The organism is Allorhizobium paknamense (assembly GCF_030815125.1).
Taxonomy (GTDB): Bacteria; Pseudomonadota; Alphaproteobacteria; order Rhizobiales; family Rhizobiaceae; genus Allorhizobium; species Allorhizobium paknamense.
This window is the reverse complement of record NZ_JAUSWH010000029.1, coordinates 1-18,595: the sequence shown is the minus strand read 5'-3', so window position 1 is coordinate 18,595 and position 18,595 is coordinate 1. Positions and strand designations below refer to the sequence as shown.

17 protein-coding genes, 3 pseudogenes and 1 riboswitch are annotated in these 18,595 nt (G+C 56.7%); of the genes and pseudogenes, 11 read left to right on the top strand and 9 right to left on the bottom strand.

The features are described from left to right. Positions 1-40: 40 nt before the first annotated feature. The 3 genes from QO005_RS23285 to QO005_RS23275 form a co-directional block, all read right to left on the bottom strand. A complete protein-coding gene (locus QO005_RS23285) occupies positions 41-877 on the bottom strand; it encodes an ABC transporter substrate-binding protein (protein ID WP_307160412.1) in 837 nt (278 codons plus the stop codon). A 68-nt stretch (positions 878-945) separates the two neighbouring features. Then, positions 946-1,602, bottom strand: a complete 657-nt coding sequence (locus QO005_RS23280; RefSeq protein WP_307160411.1) for an RraA family protein — start codon at positions 1,600-1,602, stop codon at positions 946-948. Between the two features lie 102 nt (positions 1,603-1,704). Beyond that, on the bottom strand, positions 1,705-2,913 hold the full coding sequence (locus QO005_RS23275) for an aminotransferase class I/II-fold pyridoxal phosphate-dependent enzyme (protein ID WP_307160410.1): 1,209 nt from the start codon (positions 2,911-2,913) through the stop codon (positions 1,705-1,707). A 104-nt stretch (positions 2,914-3,017) separates the two neighbouring features. Between QO005_RS23275 and QO005_RS23270 the strand changes: the two genes are divergently transcribed. Continuing rightward, a complete protein-coding gene (locus QO005_RS23270; protein WP_307160409.1) occupies positions 3,018-3,923 on the top strand; it encodes a LysR family transcriptional regulator in 906 nt (301 codons plus the stop codon). Positions 3,924-3,983: 60 nt separating this feature from the next. Here the strand turns inward: QO005_RS23270 and QO005_RS23265 are convergent, their stop codons facing one another. Next, positions 3,984-5,555 (bottom strand): bifunctional 3-(3-hydroxy-phenyl)propionate/3-hydroxycinnamic acid hydroxylase, encoded by a 1,572-nt coding sequence (locus QO005_RS23265; RefSeq protein ID WP_307160408.1) that lies wholly within the window; start codon positions 5,553-5,555, stop codon positions 3,984-3,986. A 105-nt stretch (positions 5,556-5,660) separates the two neighbouring features. On the opposite strand from QO005_RS23265, the gene QO005_RS23260 reads away from it, so the two are divergent. From QO005_RS23260 to QO005_RS23230, 7 genes are all read left to right on the top strand, one after another. After that, a complete protein-coding gene (locus QO005_RS23260; protein ID WP_307160407.1) occupies positions 5,661-6,269 on the top strand; it encodes a TetR/AcrR family transcriptional regulator in 609 nt (202 codons plus the stop codon). Positions 6,270-6,305: 36 nt separating this feature from the next. Further along, positions 6,306-8,240 (top strand): acyl-CoA synthetase, encoded by a 1,935-nt coding sequence (locus tag QO005_RS23255; RefSeq protein ID WP_307160406.1) that lies wholly within the window; start codon positions 6,306-6,308, stop codon positions 8,238-8,240. 25 nt (positions 8,241-8,265) lie between these two features. Continuing rightward, entirely contained in the window at positions 8,266-9,219 is a 954-nt protein-coding gene (locus QO005_RS23250) for a fumarylacetoacetate hydrolase family protein (RefSeq protein ID WP_307160405.1), read from the top strand. Positions 9,220-9,226: 7 nt separating this feature from the next. Further along, positions 9,227-10,477, top strand: coding sequence for an NADH:flavin oxidoreductase/NADH oxidase family protein (locus tag QO005_RS23245; RefSeq protein WP_307160404.1), 1,251 nt, complete (start codon positions 9,227-9,229; stop codon positions 10,475-10,477). Position 10,478: 1 nt separating this feature from the next. Further along, positions 10,479-10,913: a VOC family protein gene (locus QO005_RS23240; RefSeq protein ID WP_307160403.1), complete on the top strand. Its 435-nt coding sequence runs from the start codon at positions 10,479-10,481 to the stop codon at positions 10,911-10,913. After that, complete coding sequence (locus QO005_RS23235) at positions 10,910-11,587, top strand: VOC family protein (protein WP_307160402.1); 678 nt, start codon at positions 10,910-10,912, stop codon at positions 11,585-11,587. Before QO005_RS23240 ends, QO005_RS23235 begins: the two co-directional genes overlap by 4 nt. A 65-nt stretch (positions 11,588-11,652) precedes the next feature. Next, a complete protein-coding gene (locus tag QO005_RS23230) occupies positions 11,653-12,720 on the top strand; it encodes an amidohydrolase family protein (protein ID WP_307160401.1) in 1,068 nt (355 codons plus the stop codon). Between the two features lie 64 nt (positions 12,721-12,784). Here QO005_RS23230 and QO005_RS24245 read toward each other — a convergent pair whose 3' ends face one another. Next, positions 12,785-12,952 carry an alpha-hydroxy-acid oxidizing protein gene (locus QO005_RS24245; protein ID WP_370878146.1) on the bottom strand — a complete coding sequence of 56 codons (168 nt, stop codon included), beginning with the start codon at positions 12,950-12,952 and terminating at the stop codon, positions 12,785-12,787. Between the two features lie 73 nt (positions 12,953-13,025). On the opposite strand from QO005_RS24245, the pseudogene QO005_RS23225 reads away from it, so the two are divergent. Further along, positions 13,026-13,792, top strand: a pseudogene (locus QO005_RS23225) (IS6 family transposase). A gap of 53 nt (positions 13,793-13,845) precedes the next feature. Here the strand turns inward: QO005_RS23225 and QO005_RS23220 are convergent. From QO005_RS23220 to QO005_RS23205, 4 genes and pseudogenes are all read right to left on the bottom strand, one after another. Further along, a pseudogene (locus QO005_RS23220) lies at positions 13,846-14,082 on the bottom strand (5-methyltetrahydropteroyltriglutamate--homocysteine S-methyltransferase); the annotation flags it as partial. A gap of 105 nt (positions 14,083-14,187) precedes the next feature. Beyond that, a riboswitch (cobalamin riboswitch) is annotated at positions 14,188-14,399 on the bottom strand. 190 nt (positions 14,400-14,589) lie between these two features. Continuing rightward, positions 14,590-15,732: a site-specific integrase gene (locus QO005_RS23215; RefSeq protein WP_307160400.1), complete on the bottom strand. Its 1,143-nt coding sequence runs from the start codon at positions 15,730-15,732 to the stop codon at positions 14,590-14,592. After that, complete coding sequence (locus tag QO005_RS23210) at positions 15,722-16,138, bottom strand: type II toxin-antitoxin system VapC family toxin (protein ID WP_307160399.1); 417 nt, start codon at positions 16,136-16,138, stop codon at positions 15,722-15,724. The genes QO005_RS23215 and QO005_RS23210 overlap by 11 nt, the downstream gene beginning before the upstream one ends. Beyond that, complete coding sequence (locus QO005_RS23205) at positions 16,138-16,377, bottom strand: type II toxin-antitoxin system Phd/YefM family antitoxin (protein WP_037146308.1); 240 nt, start codon at positions 16,375-16,377, stop codon at positions 16,138-16,140. The genes QO005_RS23210 and QO005_RS23205 overlap by 1 nt, the downstream gene beginning before the upstream one ends. 191 nt (positions 16,378-16,568) lie before the next feature. Between QO005_RS23205 and QO005_RS23200 the strand changes: the two are divergent. Both QO005_RS23200 and QO005_RS23195 read left to right on the top strand, forming a co-directional pair. Beyond that, positions 16,569-17,697: pseudogene (locus QO005_RS23200) on the top strand (RHE_PE00001 family protein). Positions 17,698-18,284: 587 nt separating this feature from the next. Beyond that, positions 18,285-18,545 (top strand): hypothetical protein, encoded by a 261-nt coding sequence (locus tag QO005_RS23195; RefSeq protein WP_307160398.1) that lies wholly within the window; start codon positions 18,285-18,287, stop codon positions 18,543-18,545. Positions 18,546-18,595 lie beyond the last annotated feature (50 nt).

The window sequence follows — 18,595 nt, the reverse complement described above, 5'->3', positions numbered from 1 at the left end:
CCTTCACATTAAAAGGCGGGTTGGATGCGGTTTTTGTCGATCACTTGACTTCAGCGAGCACGGGATTGCTGACGGGCTTGTCCAGTATAAAGGTGCGCTCGAGCGTGTAGGGCGAATCCTTGCCGATCCATTTGTCGAAGATTTTCTGCGCGTCGCCTGAGGCTTCCATATCCTTCAAAGCCTTGTTTACTGCATCCAGAAATGCCGGTTCCCCCTTTCGGACGCCAAGGCCCCAATATTCGATCGCCGCAGGTTCCTTGATGAATTCGAGACCATCACCTGCCTGCATCTGGAACTTCTTCAGCGCCAGTTCGGAGAGAATCAGCGCCTTGACCTTGGATTGCTGAAGGGCCAGGAACGCGCTCGGCGGGTCTTGGAAGGTCAGAAGCTTGGCGTCTGGAACGAGCGCACGCACATACTTTTCCGAGCTGGAACCCTTGGGCGCACTGATTTTGTCGGTCTTGAGGTCAGCAATCTTCGAGATTCCGCTGCCCGCCTTGGTCATGAACATTTGCCGGCTGACAAACGAGGTCAGGCTGTAATCAATTTGCTTTGCACGCTCATCGGAATAGCCAAGCGCTGCCGAAAGCAAATCGACGCGGCCCTGGGTCAGTTCCGGAATACGGGCCTCGACGGCCAGAAGCTTCAATTCGAGCTTAACGCCCAACGAATCGGCCACCTTCTGGCAAAGATCGACTTCATAGCCGACCGTTTCGCGTGTCTTCGGGTCTTGGAAGCTGAAGGGCTCGAAGGTTCCCATGGTGCCGCAGACCAGCGTGCCCTTGGCCTTGATGTCAGCCAGTTGGTCTGCCTTTGCAGCAGTGATGGCAAACAATGAGAGAACGGCTGCGCCGCAGACTGTCTTGAACGAAATCATGTTCGGTTCCTCTGGTTAGGTTTTCTGTGACAGGCTTCTTGCCGAAGCTCTTTTTTGGTTCGCGCAGGCTATTCGGCAGCAGTTGCGGGTTTGCCGTAAGCCCCCTTGTAGGTTCCCTCGTGGATCGACTTGATGATTGCGGCTTCCCGCACTTCCTGCGCCTGGACCGCCTTCAAAAGATCAACAGCGATTTCCTGCGAGAATGAAACGACGCCATCCTGATCGCCGACGACAATGTCACCGGGCTGAATGACCATACCCCCGATGCAGACGGGAACATTGATTTCACCGGGTCCGTCTTTGTAGGGCCCCTTGTGCGTTACGCCGCGGGCAAAGCAGGGCATACCAAGTCCCGCTATGGCGTCCACGTCCCGGATGGCGCCGTCTATGACCAGTCCGGCCGCCTTTTTCCAGATTGCGATGTTCACCATGATTTCGCCGATGAGGGCGCGGCTGAGATCGCCGCCGCCGTCGACGACGATCACATCGCCCGGCCGCACCTGTTCCAGCGCCTCGTGGATGGCGAGGTTGTCACCCGGTCGTGTTCTGACCGTCAGCGCAGTGCCGACCATAATGCCGCCCTTCGCATGAAAGGGCTGAAGACCGAGCGAGCCGGGTAGGCGTTGCAGGTTGTCGCTGATGACCGCTGTTGCGGCAGTCGCGAAGCCTTCAAGAATGGTGGCTTCTGCCTGGCGAAAATTCGGGTTTTTAGTGATGAGTGCCATAATGTTCGCCCTTGGAACGTCCGAAAGTGTCTTCACGATAGCCGCGGAGAAAAGTATATAAAGCGATATTTGTTGATATATAAACATCGCTAAAAGGAATGATTAGGGCCTCAATTTCGCAACCGCCGCTGCGATTTTTTCGCACCCGGCCTCGATTGCGGATTGGGATGTCGCAAAGGAAAGGCGCAGATAGGGAGAGAGGCCATAGGCTGTGCCATCAAGAACCGCGACCTTCGCTTCCTCCAGCAGATAAAGCGAAACGTCGAGATCTGTTGCCAAAACCTGACCTTGCGGCGTGCGTAGATCGATCAGTTCTTCAACGCATGGATAGAGGTAGAAGGCCCCATCCGGGGGCGTCACGGTAAAGCCCGGAATCGCGCTCAAAAGCTCGAACATCCGGTTGCGGCGGCGAAGATATTCGGCTCGGGCAGACGTTACGAAAGTTTGCTTTCCATCAAGTGCGGCCACCGCGGCAGCCTGTGAAATGGAACTGGCGCAGGTCGTACTCTGCCCCAAAAGTTTGACGATAGCATTGATGAGATCGACCGGACCCGCTCCATAGCCGACCCTCCAGCCTGTCATCGCGTAGGCCTTGGACATACCATTGACGACCAAAGTACGATCAATGAGCTTTGGATCCGCTTGGACGATGTTGGTGAATTTCAAGTCATTGAACAGGATGTGTTCGTAAATATCGTCGGTTAGCACCAAAAGCTGAGGATGCTGTATAAGGACATCTGCAAGCCCCTTTAACTCCGATTCCGTGTAGACCGCACCTGTCGGGTTATTCGGAGAGTTCAAAACGAGCCACCGGCTCTTCGCCGTTATGGCGGCATCGAGAGCCTCTGGGGTCAACTTGAAGCCATCCGCCTGGCCGCATGTGACGATCACCGGCCGCCCGCCATACAGCTTGACCATATCGGGATAAGAGACCCAGAACGGTGCGGGTATAATGACTTCGTCACCCTCATCCAGCGTGGCTTCGAACGCCGAGAGAATGATCTGCTTGGCGCCGCTGCCAACTACTATGTTGTCCACGCCGTAGCGAATATTGTTCTCGCGCAGAAATTTCGAGACAATTGCCGCACGCAAAGCCGGCGTTCCTGGTGTCGCCGTGTAATGCGTTTCTCCATTGCGCATGGCCTGGACTGCGGCGTCAATGACGTGTCCGGGCGTATCCAGGTCAGGCTCTCCAACGGTGAAGTCGATGATCTGATGACCGGCCGCCTGAAGTTCGGTCACCTTCTTCTTCGCCGCAATGCTGGCGGATGGCTTCATTTCATTCACCCGACGGGCCAGATTGGTCGACACGATTTATTCCTCTCATCGATGGACACATCACGAGACTAAGACCTTCCTGATATGCGGAAAACAGATTAAAAGGAATTTTCGTACATCTAATTTGGGAATGAAGGATGACCTTAATCACACTCAAGCAGATGGAAGCGATCTACTGGATCGTGCAGCTGGGCACTTTCGAGCGGGCAGCCGCACGGCTCAACACGACGCAATCGGCCATTTCCAAACGCGTTCAGGAACTGGAGGCGATGACCGGGCTGGCTGTTTTCGATCGAAACCAGCGCGGCGCGAAGCTGACTGAAAAAGGCGAGCATCTGCTCGCCCTCGGGCAGGAAATGCTTGCCCTGCATGACAGGGTGCTCGACCTGAAATCCTCGGAGGAGACGCCCGCGCACCGGCTGAGACTGGGCGTGACCGAATTATCGGCTATGACCTGGTTTCCCAGGCTCATCTCCAAAATTCGCGACACCTTTCCCAGAGTAACCCTGGAACCTTATGTCGGAACCAGCCGGACGCTGGAGAATATGTTGCGCGATAGTGAGCTTGATCTGATCGTTGTGCCGGATGTGTTTGTAGGCGAAGATATCACCTATGTGCGATTGGCAGATGTCTCAAATGTCTGGATGGCGCGTCCAGGTTTGGTCGAGACGCGCGAGGCGCTTACTCTGGAAGAATTGGCCGGTCATCCAGCCGTGCTGCAAGGCAGTCAATCGGGAACAGGATTGTTTTACAACAGGTGGATGCGCTCGCAGGGTCTGGTCTTCGATCAGGCTCTTTACAGCGATAACTTGATGGCAATCCTAGGACTGACCGTCGCGGGTGTCGGTATCTCCTACCTGCCACGCCAGTGCTTTCGCCCTTTGGTCGATGAGGGAAAACTGGTCGTGATACCGACGAGACCCGTCCTACCCCCTATTCCCTACAGCGCGGGCTATCGCAACGACAGACCCACTGCATTCATTACCGCGATCACGGATCTTATGTGCGATACCTGTGATTTCTCTCGGCAGTTACAGAGTTGACGCACCGCATTGATGCGCATCGGACTGAACCGTAGAAGCGTCGCTTCATCATAAAGCACCCTACGTCATTTGGCGCTGAGCCAGTTTCAACATGGATGTTGTCTTATTCGGTCTGCAGACGGCCATCACGATACGATCCGGTCGTACCAGTGCCACAGTCGGCTTCCGTTTTTGCGGAAATGCTGACTTGCCCTTGATCTTGAACTGAAAAGCCGAAGATGCGGACTTGCTTGCGATGTCCATAGAGACGATTGTTGCGTCGAGGGATTGAAGGATCTGTCTGCCTTCAAGATTAACATGTTCATTCGGGTCTGTATGGAACCCCACCAGAGAAAATCCATCGCCCAGTATGTCATCGCTGCGATATTCGTGGCCGTTGTTGTCGATCAGCCATACCTGAGGCAGCATGTATCCCGGTTTTGGCCAGACGTAGCGCCGCGACCTGAGAAAGCAGCCTCTGCGATAGCCGTTTGCCGGCCTGATCCCTTGTTCTTCAAGAAGGCCGCGTAGTCTCGGAATGTTCCTGATCAGCTTCATCGTTCCATGGTTGATCAACGCGGCAAGGCGATTGCGCGGCATGATGAGTTTGCCCATGAAGCGGGCGACGTTGATCATCGCGCGGCTGTGCGGGCGACGCTCCGTGTCGTAACTGTCGAGAATATGGCCGCCAGCTTTTCCCGTCAGCACATAGGCAAGCTTCCAGGAAAGATTGGAGGCATCCCGAAGTCCCGACACAAGACCCTGTCCAACGAAGGGTGGGGTGATATGTGCGGCATCGCCAATCAGAAACACGCGACCGGTTCGGAACGAGCCAGCTGTTCTGGCGTGAAAGCGATAGACTGCCTTGCGCTCAATCTCCATCGCCGCCATGCCGCCCCAAGGTGCCAATAGCCGGTCGATTTCCGCATCGCTTTCCATTTGCTGCCGGCTCTCGCCAGGAGCGAGCATGAATTCCCACCTCTGTCGGCCGCCGGGTGCAACCATATGCGGTATTGGCCTCTTGGGATCACACAAAAATTCGACGTGATCGATAGGGCTTGAAGGGTTTTTGGCGTCAATGATGAGCCAGTCTTCAACAAAGCTCTTGCCTTGAAAATCCTGTCCGATCAGAGAGCGAACCGTGGAACTCGCACCATCCGCGCCAATCAGATAGCTGGCGCGAACCTCAATTGTTTCACCATCTGCCCTCTTCAGACTGGCAAGCACGCTGTCGCTTGTCTGGCTGAGGGTACAAAGTTCGGTCTGTAGAGCGAGTGTAACGTCTTTGGTCTCGCTCAGTTTGCGGCGCAGTGTGCGCTCCAGATCAGGCTGATAGAATGTGATCTGTACTGGATGCGTATCGCAGTCGATCGACGTATTGACCTTGGCAAATTCGCCGAACAGAGGCGAGATCATCCGGACGAACGGAATTCTTACCTGATCGAAGTCACCCTCGCCAACGCCAATAGACTGCAAAATTCTCAGGGCGTCGAAGTCGAACGCGATTGCGCGCGGGGCAAGAAAGATGTCTTCCGCCTTATCGATGACAAGCGTCGACACCCCCCTCCTGCCCAACATCACTGCCAATGTCGCGCCTACCGGCCCGCAGCCGACGATCAGCGCTTCTACGCGCATTGGAATGCCTGCTTCCATTTTTTGCCTCCCAGCACGCCGCAGAAAATGCCGCGTCAATAAACAGAATTGACATGAATTGAACAGTGGTGTTCACTATTGTCAATAGTCATGACGGAGGTACCCTTGAACGACGTCTCAACGGCGCAAGCGAGAATCAATCATGCGGCGATGCGTCTCTTCGCACAGAAGGGTGGTAATCAGGTCAGTGTGAGCGAGCTTGCGCAGGCAGCGGGCGTTGCGCGCGGCACTATCTACAATAATTATCCCGACCCTGAGCAGTTGTTCGAAAATATCGTTGCCGATCTGGCTTCGGAAATGCACGCGCGTGTCGCGGAAGCGGCCAGTCAGATTGCCGATCCGGCTCAAGCTATTGCCAATGGAATTCGCCATTTTGTGCGGCGAACGCATGAGGAGCCTGATTGGGGCCGGTTCATGCTGCGTTTTGCGTTCTCCAATGCTGCTTTGCGCGGCATGTGGGAATCGCAGCCTGCTTCCGATCTGATGCACGGGCTTCAGGCGGGTCGGTTTCACTTTAAGCCCTATCAGGGCCCATCCGTGCTCGCCATGATCGGGGGAACGGGCGTTTCGGCAATGCTGCTTGTGCTTGAGGGGCACAAGACCTGGCGTGAGGCGGGGTCGGATGCGGCGGAACTCGTACTGCGCGCCTTGGGACTTGATGCGGAGGAGTCTCGCGTGATTGCAACAGGCGATCTGCCGCCGCTGCCAAAGTAGCTTTGTTTTGTTGGCGTTTTCGGGAGGAGGAAACCCATGCTCATGTCCATGCCAAAGACCGGTGCCATACAGGTCACCGATATTACCGATATTTCGGAGCTGGAGCGTATTCCTCTGGCAGAACGTGAAGTGCCTTCCAGCACCTATGACATGCTGTTCAGGGGGGTGTCGGCATCGCCGGATGCGCCTGCCCTATCGTTTTTCCTGAGGGCAAAGGAGTTTAAATCTCCGTTTACCTGGAGCTACAGACAGCTTTTCTCAGACATTACCCGCACGGCCAACGCACTGCGCCGTCTGGGTATTGGTCGCAAGGATGTCGTGGCCTTCGTTCTTCCGAATTTGCCTGAGACGCATTTCGTCATCTGGGGCGGTGAGGCCGCCGGCATCGCATTTGCCATCAATCCTCTGCTTGAGGCGGAGCAGATTAGTGAACTTCTGACGGCGGGAAAAGCCAAGTGGCTCGTGACGCTGGAGCCGACCCCCGGAAGCGACATCTGGGAAAAGGTTGCGAAAGCTGCCGCGACGGTGCCAGGTCTTGCCGGTGTTCTGACCGTAAGCGTCGGTCCCTATATCCGGGGAGCAGCAGGGCTGGCATTCCGCGCGCTCTCGAAATTCCGCAGGTTGCGCATTGCGGGCACAACATTGCCCGTTCGCAGCCTGCGTGCGGAACTTGCCCGCGAAAATGGTGAGAAATTAAATTTCGAGGCGCCAAAGGCCAGCGATATTTCTTCCTATTTTTGCACCGGCGGCACGACGGGCATGCCTAAGATTGCCAAACGCACCCATTTTTCAGAGGTTTTCGACACTTGGTCTACCCGCCTCTTCGTTGGCGAAGCGCTGTCGGGTGCAAACGCGATTTTCTGTGGACTCCCCCTGTTCCATGTCAATGGGCAGTTGGTAACGGGGCTTGCACCCTGGAGCAACGGCTTGCATGTGATCATGGGCACGCCGCAAGGCTATAGAGGCGACGGCGTGATCCGATCGTTCTGGGAGATTGTTGAGCATTATCGAATCTATGCTTTTTCTGGTGTACCCACCGTCTATTCGGCACTTCTGCAGGTTCCCGTGGCGGGAAGGAACATTTCGAGCATCGGATACGGTTTTTGCGGCGCCGCTCCCATGCCGGTGGAGCTTTTCCGGAACTTCGAAAAAGCAACGGGAATCAAGATCCTCGAGGCCTATGGACTGACGGAGGGCGCCTGTGTTTCCAGCGTCAATCCGCCAACAGGCGAACGCCGCATCGGTTCGATCGGCTTGCGCATCCCCTATCAGAAGATGGCCGTGGTGCGCCTGGATGATGCAGGCCGTTTCGCGGGCTTCGCGGAGAAAGAAGAAGTTGGCGTTCTGGCGATCAATGGGCCAAATGTGTTTGCAGGCTATGTGAGTGCCGAGCATAACGAAGGCATCTGGTTAGAAATCGACGGTGAGCGCTGGCTGAATACGGGCGATCTGGCGCGACAGGATGCCGAGGGTTATTTCTGGCTGACAGGCCGCAAGAAGGAGCTGATCATTCGCAGCGGCCATAACATCGATCCGCAGGTGATCGAGCAGGCCGCCTATGATCATCCGGCCGTCCAATTGGCGGCGGCGATCGGTCGCCCGGATGCGCATGCAGGTGAAGTGCCGGTTCTCTACGTCCAGATAAAGGCGGATCACGCCTTATCCGAGACGGATATTCTGACACATGTCATCGCTCGCATTCCCGAGCGTGCGGCGCATCCAAAGGCCATCACCATTCTTTCCACCATGCCGGTCACGCCTGTCGGCAAAATTTTCAAACCAGCGCTGTCTCTGCTCGAAATCGAAATTGTGATCCGCAAGGAAGCAAACGATTGCGGTGTGACCCTGACAAACCTGCTGGTCGTTCAGGATTCACGCCGCGGACTGCTGGCAAAAGTGACGGCCGAGGGCAAAGCGGAAGTGCTGCGTGAAAAGCTGGGACAATATGCGTTTCAGGCGGATTTCTTCTGAGACAACGATAAAAAGGAAGATCAGCATGGCCATTAATCTTGCCCATTACGAAATCAGTGGACGCCGTCATTGGGGCGTTGTGAAGGGCGATGCCATAGCTCCGCTCGAAAAAGAATATGCAACAACGGCAGATCTGATCGAGCGGGGGGAGGCCGACTGGGTTGCTGCATCACAACACGCTGCCAATGTCTCGCTCAAGGATGTCAGCCTGCTGTCTCCAGTGACCGCACCGGCACGAATTCTCTGCCAGGGAGCCAATTATCGGCAGCACATGATCGAGTCTGGCATGAATCCGGACGAGAAGACATTCAACATGTTTTTCGAGAAGTCCGACTGCTCCCTGAACGCCCCGCATGGGGTGGTGCACAAGCCTGCCCAAGTTCGTCTTCTTGATTACGAGATCGAACTGGCGCTTGTCTTCAAGCGCGCGATTACCAGTCCTGTTACCGTAACCGAAAGCAACCTGGCGGATTATGTGTTTGCTATCACAATCGCCAATGACGTGTCGGCGCGTGATATTCAAATTCCGCAGACACAATTCTTCAAGGGTAAAAGCTATCGCGGGTTTTGCCCCATGGGGCCTTATCTGACGGTGCTGGCGCCGGATGAATTCCGGTATCTGGAGCAGATGGACCTCTCCCTTTCGGTGAACGGCACGGAGCGGCAACGGGATAATACCCGCAATCTCGTGTTCAAGCCTGCCGAGACGATCACGGAACTATCGACCTTCTCCGACATCGCGCCAGGTGATGTGCTGCTGACCGGAACCCCCTCAGGCTGCGCACTTAGAATTCCGCCACCGGCGTTACGAAAGCTGACGCAATTCATTCTGCCGGAGAAGAAGCTTTGGGCCGCCTTCCATAAGACACAGGCGCGACGGCCTCAGTATTTGAAGTCCGGAGATGTCATCACCGCGCGCATCAAGAGCCCGGATGGGGCAATTGATCTGGGCGAGCAGCGCGTGACGGTTACGGCCTGAGGCAATCATGGCGAATGATCCCTTGTTTCAGCCCCTCATATTGCCGAATGGCACTGTGTTGAAAAACCGCATTGCCAAAGCGGCCATGGAAGAAAATCTGGCCGATGCGGATCATGCCCCTGGCGAAAAGCTCTGGCGGCTATACGATAGCTGGGCCAAGGGCGGCGCAGGACTGATTGTGACGGGAAATGTCATGGTTGATGGCCGCGCCATGACCGGACCGGGTGGCGTTGTCGTTGAGAACCGCAAGCACATTGCCGCACTTCGCCGCTGGGCGGACGCCGCACGCGGAAATGGCGCACACTGCTTCATGCAGATCAACCACCCAGGCCGGCAGATGCGCGCCAATCTGCGGCAGCCGGTTCTTGCCCCTTCCGCAATTCCCATGGAGTTGGGGCGATTTTCAAGAATGTTTTCCATGCCGCGCGCTATGGATGAGGACGACATTCGCGATATTCTTCGTCGTTATGTAGAAGCCGCTGTTATTGCCGAAGAGGCTGGGTTTAGCGGCGTAGAAGTTCATGCCGCCCATGGTTATCTGCTGAGTCAGTTTCTTTCCCCGCTGACAAATCGTCGCCAGGATACTTGGGGCGGTTCGCTGGAAAATCGCGCACGATCGCTTTTTGAAATTGTCAGTGGGGTGCGAGAGCGGGTTTCCAGGGAGTTTTGTGTAGCGGTCAAGATCAACTCCGCCGATTTCCAACGCGGTGGCTTCGATCAGGGTGACGCATTGCAGGTGGTGAGGGGATTGAACGGCCTTGCCGTCGATCTCGTCGAGATTTCCGGTGGAAACTATGAAAGCCCGGCCATGCAGGGACGCACCGGGGATGAACGAACGCTGGCACGCGAAGCCTATTTCCTGGAATTCGCACAGCAAGTGACTGCCGTGGCGGCTATGCCCGTGATGCTGACGGGCGGAATCCGCCGCAAGGCCGTGGCGGAGAGTGCGGTCGATGCCGGCATCTCGGTCGTCGGCATGGCGACAGCTTTGGCGCTGAAGCCCGATTTGCCGCAGAGATGGCGGCGAGGAGAGGCAGCCGAAGTTGTTGCGCCAAGCGTTAGCTGGAAGAACAAGCCGCTTGCCTCGCTCGCTGTGCGATCCATCGTTGACAGCCAAATTCAACGGCTGAGTACAGGTAAGCAGCCGCGCAGCCGGGTCTCACCTTTTGTTGCGTTGATTGCGGGGCTGCTCAGAGGGGCGCGACAGACGAAACAGTATCTGGCCTGGTCGCGGCATCAGGTTCGGAAGGGAGGATAGAATGAACATGCACAAGCCTATTATCGTCACCAATCTTCAGCACCACGTCTTTTACGTAACGGATCTCGAACGATCCAGGGCGTTTTACACGGACTTGCTGGATCTCCAGTTTTCCGCGCTCAATCATCCCGATAGCAGTGCGGCCATGCGCTTGTCGCAACAGGAAATGCGCTTCTTTTCGTTCGGGTTTCACCACCACGATCTTTGCCTGGTCAAGCATCGCAAATTGCAAATGGATAATGGCTCTATGCTCCACTACTGCCTTGCTGTCCGCGATCCGGAAACTTTCGATGCGGTGCGCAGCCGCGCGCAGGCGATGAAACTTCCAATTAAGGAAGGCCGGATGCTGGCTTCCGCCAAACCCGTTGCCAGAGCCTTTTGCGTGCCTGACCCCGACAACCATTGGATCGAACTCATTGAGGAGCTTCAGCCATGAGCACGTCTGCATTCGTTCCACCGAACGTCATTCCTCCTTTCAAGCAGAAATTCGGTTTCCTGCTCAAGCACAAGTGGTTCCGTGAACTGGTTCTGCTGTGGCCGACCCTGACAAAAAAGCGCTTTTCGAACAAAACCGAGGACTATGGCGTTTTCAAACCTTCGCTGGTTTCCCATATCGGTCAACTTTCCATCTACGTTCGCGACATTGCGCGTAGCCGCGACTGGTATGAAAAGGTGGCCGGCCTTTCTCACAGCCGGACCTGCGAGCGCGAGCCGCATCCACTCAAGGCAGGATGGAGCATCCGTTGCTGCTATATGAGCGCTGTGAACCATGACGAATGCCTGATCCTGATCGAGCAATACGATCAGGCTGGCAAAATTCAGACCCCGACGGGCATGAGCTTCTTTCACTTCGCCCTGGAGGTTGAGGGCAACCGGCTGGAGGATGTATTGGCTTTTGCAGAGCAGCAAAGGGCAAACGGCTTTCCACTCAATTACGGCCCCACACGTCACAACAGCGATCCACCTTTGGGGGACGGAGAAACAGGCGGCAATGTTGCCTGCTATCTCTACGACCCTGACTGGAACAATGTCGAATTCTGCGGTGCCATGGACACGATAGAGAATTACCGCGCTCGTTATGGCGACAAAAAAGGGTCGCAGCGCACGTAATCGCAGGATTTCACGAAACCGTCGAGCTTCGCTCGTGGTCATCACGTTTGATGGAAAGCACAATAATGACGACGAACAACAAGATCGACGTACACCACCATTTGATACCACCTGCATTTACCGCAGCACTGCAAAAGCGGAATATACGGGAAATTGCCGGTGGCCCTATTCCCCAATGGGCACCCGATCGCTCTTTGCAGGTTATGGAGGATAACGGCATCGGTGCGGCCGTGCTTTCGCTTTCCGCACCCGGTGTCTATTTTGGCGATGTGCAGGAGGCCTGCGACCTCGCTCGCGCCTGCAACGAATACGCAGCCGAGGTGCGGGATCGGCAGCCGGATCGCTTCGGTTACTTCGCCGTTCTGCCGATGCCTTTCACCGAGGAATCATGCAAGGAGGCAATTTACGCGCTCGACACGCTGAAGGCGGATGGAATCGTTCTGCTCGCCAGCAGCGAGGGCGTGTTTCTGGGAGATCCGAAGCTTGATGAACTGATGCACGAGCTGGATCGCCGTAAAGCCATCGTGTTCGTCCACCCCAATCTCCATCAAACATCTGAGACGCTCTCTCTTCAGAGCCCTGGCTTTTTGCTGGAGTTTCTTTGCGACACCACACGCGCAGCCACAAACCTGATCATGACCGGCACGATGGAGAAATATCCGGGTATTACCTGGATTTTAGCGCATGCGGGCGGATTCTTGCCTTATGTCGCATGGCGGTTGTCGCTGGCCAATCTGATGGCTGATATTTCTGCCAACGTGCCCCAAGGCGTGCTGACCTATATCCGTCGTTTCTACTTCGACACGGCGCTTTCTCCCTCGCCCTATGCGATGGCTGCTCTGCAGCAACTTGTTGAGCCGAGCCACATTCTTTTTGGAAGCGACTTCCCCTTTGCGCCACCTCCATTGACGGCAAGTCAGGTTTCTAATCTGGAGAATCTCGCCATCTGGCCAAAGCAGCAGACAACAGCCGTCTATCGAAACAACGCACTTTCTCTTTTTCCACGCTTTGCAGAATCCAATGAAAGTTACGAGAAACGGCCGGTTGCCGCACAGGCTTCATTTCGCAATAAAGTGCGCCAGTGCCTGCAAAAGCCAATTCTAGCCTATGGCGAGCGCATGAGGCAACGCTAAATTTCGAAGAGACTTTATGGTCGCAATTAGCCTTGTTAAATTCAATCGGCGGACGTTTGGATAATCAGGGCGGGGCGTCAATAAGAAGATCCGACGTAACCTCCTCAATTTTGTTGATCCCCAACAGTCCCATGTTCCGCAATATTTCGGCATTGAGTAAGTCGATTGCTTTGCGGACTCCAGGAATGCCGCCAATCGCCGCTGCGTAGATGAACGGTCGACCAATGAACATGAACCGCTCGGCTCTGTTGCAAAAAATCCGTTGATGCCAGAAAGAGCGCTGGTGATTTTCTGCGAGACTTTTGATGAACGATTTTAAGTGGCGTCATTTTCATGGCGAGGTGATCTTGTGGGCCGTGCGCTGGTACTGCCGCTATGGAGTGAGCTACCGCGATCTCGAACAGATGATGAGCGAACGCGGTGTGCCCGTCGATCATTCCACGATCTATCGCTGGGTCCAGAAATACGCACCGGAAATCGAGAAACGATTGCGTTGGCATTGGCGGCGACCGCAATCGACGAGTTGGCGCGTCGATGAAACCTACGTGAAGGTTCGCGGCAAATGGACATATCTGTACCGGGCCGTCGACAAGTTCGGCAACACGATTGATTTCTATCTGTCGCCGACGCGCAATACCAAAGCAGCCAAGCGATTTCTCGGCAAGGCACTGAATGGCTTGAAGGATTGGGAAAAGCCAACGGTCATGAACACCGACAAGGCGCCGACCTACGGGATCGCGATTTCGGAATTGAAGGCCGAAGGTAAGTGCCCGAAAGAGCTCGTCCATCGGCAGGTCAAATATCTGAATAACGTGGTCGAGGCCGATCATGGCAAGCTGAAGCAATTGATCAAACCTGTCAGAGGGTTCAAGACGTTGAAGACGGCCTAGCGACGATCAAGGGATTCGAGGTCATGCGGGCCTTGCGCAAGGGGCAGGCAGCCATCTTCAACCTCACTGGCGACATTCGTGGAAAAGCACGGATCGTTGAACGAGCCTTCGGGATTGGGCCCAGCGCACTCACCGAGGCTGTGGCCCTCCTCGCGCAGAATCTCGACGCCAAAACCGCGTGACTGAGGTGTAGGAAGGCCTCTTCATAGCCAAGCAAAATGTTTGCAACAGAGCCCGCGCCGACCATCACGACGTGATCCAGCACGTGATCATAGAGGGAAAAGTCGTTGGACGGGATCACATCGATCCCGTGTTCCTGCTGCAGCCGCCAATGCCGATGACGCAGATCGCGCGCCGACTGGAGAAGGGCCGTTGCAGAGCTCTTGCCTGCCCAATAGGATTCGAGCGCGAACTTCAGTTCGCGTTTCCTACCGATCCTGGGAAACCCGAGATTTGCCGTCTTGATGCTCATTTCCTTGTACCCCGAAGGTTATGGGCAAGGTATGGGCACGACGCATCTACGAGACGGTCACAGACGTGCCGTTCGCAAAAGCGGCACACCGGGACACCCCGCCCGTGGACGTTATCTATCGCGGCAGGTCTCCTGGCTCACGGGTCATCATCGGCGTCCGTCTTCCCGAGGCGTCTTCCTCAGTGACATATTGGACGACAACTCACCGCTTACAGTTGCGGGGGCAGCTCCGGCATTGATGCCGCAAGGCATCGTCACCGAATTCCCTCTTAGCTCCGGACCTAACGATCCGCAGAACCACGATAGGGTTCACAATGGCGGCAAAGGTCGCAATGGTCAATCACATAAAGAGATCTTTATGTGGAGCGCAATTTCGCCGCTTGCGTTATGTGGAGCCGGATCGTCCGCTTTCAGGCTATCATGTGCGGCGGCTGGATGGCCGAGATGAAGGCGCGAAGCTGCCGTTATCCCTTCGGCTCGTGATGACCGCAGGGCCGATACCGGACATCAGAGGAGCCTTGTTGCCCGGCCGCTCCTCCTTGTAGCGCTGTTGTAATAGCTCGATGCTTGTTGCACGGAGCGATGTCTTGACTGCTCCATAGCTTCGGGTAGGGGGATACCGCGATTGGCGGCTTCCGTCAGATAACCCGATCGCAAACCGTGCGCAGAAAACTCCCGCGGATCTAACCCAGCCATCACCGCCCGCTGCTTCACGATCTGGTTGACCGCACTCGGCTCCAGGGCCCGCTTCGAAACATTGCCCCAGCGATCGATCTTTCGAAAAATGCTCCCCGTTTCGATTCTTCCAACCGCAAGCCATGCGTTGAGCGCATCCACGGGCCGACCCGTCAGATAAACGACCTCGTCGTGCTCGCAACCAGACGTTTTTGTGCGACCCAGATGGATGGCGAGAGAGGGGAGGGGAGGGCCGTTTTCGACTGTGATCGGCGGCTCGACTGAGAGCTGCTCCCTGCGCAAACCGGCGATCTCGCTACGACGTCGTCCGCCGGACGCGAACGCCACCATCAGGATCGCCCGGTCGCGGACGTCGCGCAGGCTGTCGGCGCTGCAGGTAGCAAGCATTTTTGCCAAGACGTCGCCGGTCACCGCCTTGACGCTCTTGCGTTTCCTTGGCCGCGGCGTCGCGCGGACGGCAAGGCGTATCGCCGATTTCAGGGAAGGCGAGGAGAAGACGCCGGTCAGGCCGCGCCATTTCGTCAGCGTCGACCAGCTGGCAAGCCGCCGGCGCACCGTGTCGGGCGCATGCGGTCCGGAAGATCGAAGGAAGCGTTGCTCGCGCAGGCTTTGCTCAACAGCTGCAGGCATGCCGTGGTGAGGATCGATGTCGCGCTGGTCGGGCTGCCACAGATGGTGGGCGACGAATTTCAGTAGCAGTGCCTCGGGCGCCGGCCAGGGGAGGGAGGCGCCGGTTGCGGCCAGCGACCAGGCCTGCAGATAGGCGAGGTCGGAGGTGAGGGCGCGCAGGGTGTTTTCGCCCATGCCCTCGTTGACCAGATGGCGCAGTGTTTCGATGTCCTGGTCGGTCAACAATTCGGCCAGTTCGTCGCGCCGGTCGATCGGCAGGACGGCGGCGATCGTGTCGAGTTGTTTGGCGCGGGCAGAGACGAGAACTTCGCTGTCAGTCGCCATGAGCGTAAGGGCCGAGCACGGTTACCCCCTCTTTCCGGGCTGCGGCGGCCAGCTTGCGGTCGAGGGTGGTCAGGGGCACGTTTCTATTGATGGCCAGGGCAAGATATGCCGCGTCATAGGCGCTGAGGATGTGATTGGAAGCCAGGAGCAGGATTGATCCGTCGCCGCCAATCCCCACATCGTCGAGCGGCAATCGTCGCACCCGCTCCATGCCAAGGAGCGCGCCTCCCGAAGCAATCCGGCCACGCCTTTCCGACATGACCAGAATGTTGCGAATTTCGAACCAGAACAGTGACGGCGCAGGGCAGGGCTCCGCAATCGAGGCGATAACGGTCTCGGCCGCATCGCTATACTCTTCCGGTAGCAGCCAGGCCGCTACCAGGGATGCATCAATGACGAAGGACATTATCGGCGCCCTTCGTCCCGCCAGGACATGATCTCATCGTGAGAAGAGGGCTTTGCCCGGCCACGGGCGGCCCGCACTTCGTTGACCAGAAGCTGAAGATCTGTTTCCCCGCGGATCCGGGACAGCTTGGCAATCGGGTCGTTTCCACGTGAGATGATCACGTCTTCGCCGGCTTCGACCCGGACGAGCAATTCGGACAGATGGGCCTTGGCCTCGGAAACCTTGACGGTGGTGCTCATGACGCGCTTCCATAAAACAGGTGATTTTCGCCGAGGATAAGGCGGCCGCGGCAGTTGGTCAACCGGTAGATCTTCTAGCATGCGATAAGGGTTACTTATCGATGGTATATAATCGAACTACCAGGCATACCCAGTGAGGAATATTAACTTCGAGATAGCATTCGTTTAGCAAATCATTTACCATAATTTCAATGGCTTACGATCTCGCGAAAATCAGCATGATTACCTTGATGGGACCGGCTTTCGACGCCGGTATCGCGCTGGCGCGGCTCGATGAGCGCGTCGCCCGCTCCAGCGTCGGGGCAGGGTGGAACGAGCGCCAAAATTTCGCCGACGCTTGCGCCTCGCTGTGGATCGACGGCGAACTCGTCCATCTCGAAGACCTCGTCCTCCACGACGCCACCAGCGACGTCCGCACCCCGACGCACGAGCTGACCATCGCCCGTGACGTGCTGCGCACCCGCCGGCGGATCGCCGGGCAGTCGCCGGACTGGGCACTGTCCGCAGAAGGTATCCGGGCTTTGCGACAAACGTCGGACATCACGTCGGCCGCCGCGGGCGAGGCAGAGACGGCCGGCGTCATTCGGCCCGCTCTGACGACTGATCCGGAAGGGGAGGGGGAAGATATCGACGACATCGAAAATCTCCCCGGCATCGACTACGAAGCGATCGATGCAGTGCTAGCCCGCTCCGAAGCTGCGATCGAGAACGCGACCCGGCCCGGCCGTGGCGGCGCGGCGGAAAAAGATCCGCTCGTCTATGATCTCGACTGGGACGAAGATGCCCGGCTCGACGAATGGCGCGGCGTGTTGCGACACGCGCAAGACTTACCGGCAATGCTGCAGGCGATCGTTGTCCTCGATGCCTGGAACGAGCTGTCCGTGCTTCAGCACGCGCCATGGCTCGGCCGACTTCTGGCTGCTTCTATCCTGAGGGAAGCCGGCATCACGACTGGCGCCCATCTGGCCGCAATCAATCTCGGCCTGAAAACCATCCCCGTCGACCGGCGCCGGCATCGCGATCGCGAAACGCGGCTGCTTGCCATCGCCCACGGTTTTTTGGCGGCCGCGGATCGGCATGAAAGAGCAGGACAGGCTGACGCTGGCGAAAACGATGATGGACCGAAAACTGGAGGGGCGACGAACGTCGTCAAAGCTGCCAGAGCTCGTCGAGCTGGTGATGGCGAAGCCATTGGTGTCGGCCGGCATGGTGGCCAAGACCCTCGACGTGACGCCGCAAGCGGCGCGGCGGATTGTTTTGGAACTCGGCTTGCGCGAGATGACGGGGAGGGGAAGGTTTCGGGCGTGGGGTTTGATGTAGCGAGCTTAGACGAGATCAGGTTAATGTGAACCGGGCCCGCTCGATGAGGGCGCGTAATTTCCACCCGCAACGCGGTTGCCAATACTTCGACCTCAAACAATCCCGCAGAGCCATGGGTTCTTTGCATTGTTAACACAGTTCTGGGAACGACTTCACGCTGCGGCCGACAAATCATACAGCAGAGGTCGGCAATCTTGTGCCAACGAAAGTCGTGAACCCCCGCCCGAAGTTTAGGTTGCGGGAACGCATCTCTTACCGGGACCAAGTTCTTTCTTTCTCCATCGAACCATCGTGTCCTGGCGGTAGGTTGAGCTTGCGGACGTCGGTCGCACCCTCGGTCCGGTTCCATCCGGAACCCCGCGAGCGTTCGATCTGTCTGACGGGCCGCAGCAGACTTCAGCCGAAGTGACGCGTTTCTGCATTGTCTCAGCCAGTCGCGTTCTGCAAATACCGACCTCCACTCAGGCTTTCGGAATGCGCGTTGTGCTGTCTAGGGCACTGAAGAAGTTCTCAAACAAGCTAGATGCTGGAAGCGACCTGATCTATGGTTTGCAACCAAAGCGATTCATGGGACTAGCCTCGACGGGATGAAAACATACGGTTGGCACGAGATTGGAAGCGTACCTGCCGCCCCTGGCGTCTACGCGTGGTACTATATTCCGGAAATTACCCACTTCGACCTTCGAGAAATGAAGTCGGAGGTTGAGACGCTTAAATCGCAGGAGAAAATCGACCAGGCCAAAGCATCTTTGCGCCAGTTTCTGGATCGCATTGTTGGTTTCCACGCGGAACTGAGCCGGTTATGGAGTGAACCCCTCGGGCTGGACCACGGGAGCAAGAAAAACTGATACACTCTGCGGGCCTCTATCGGAGAAGGCTCATGAAGTCCCGAGGTCCA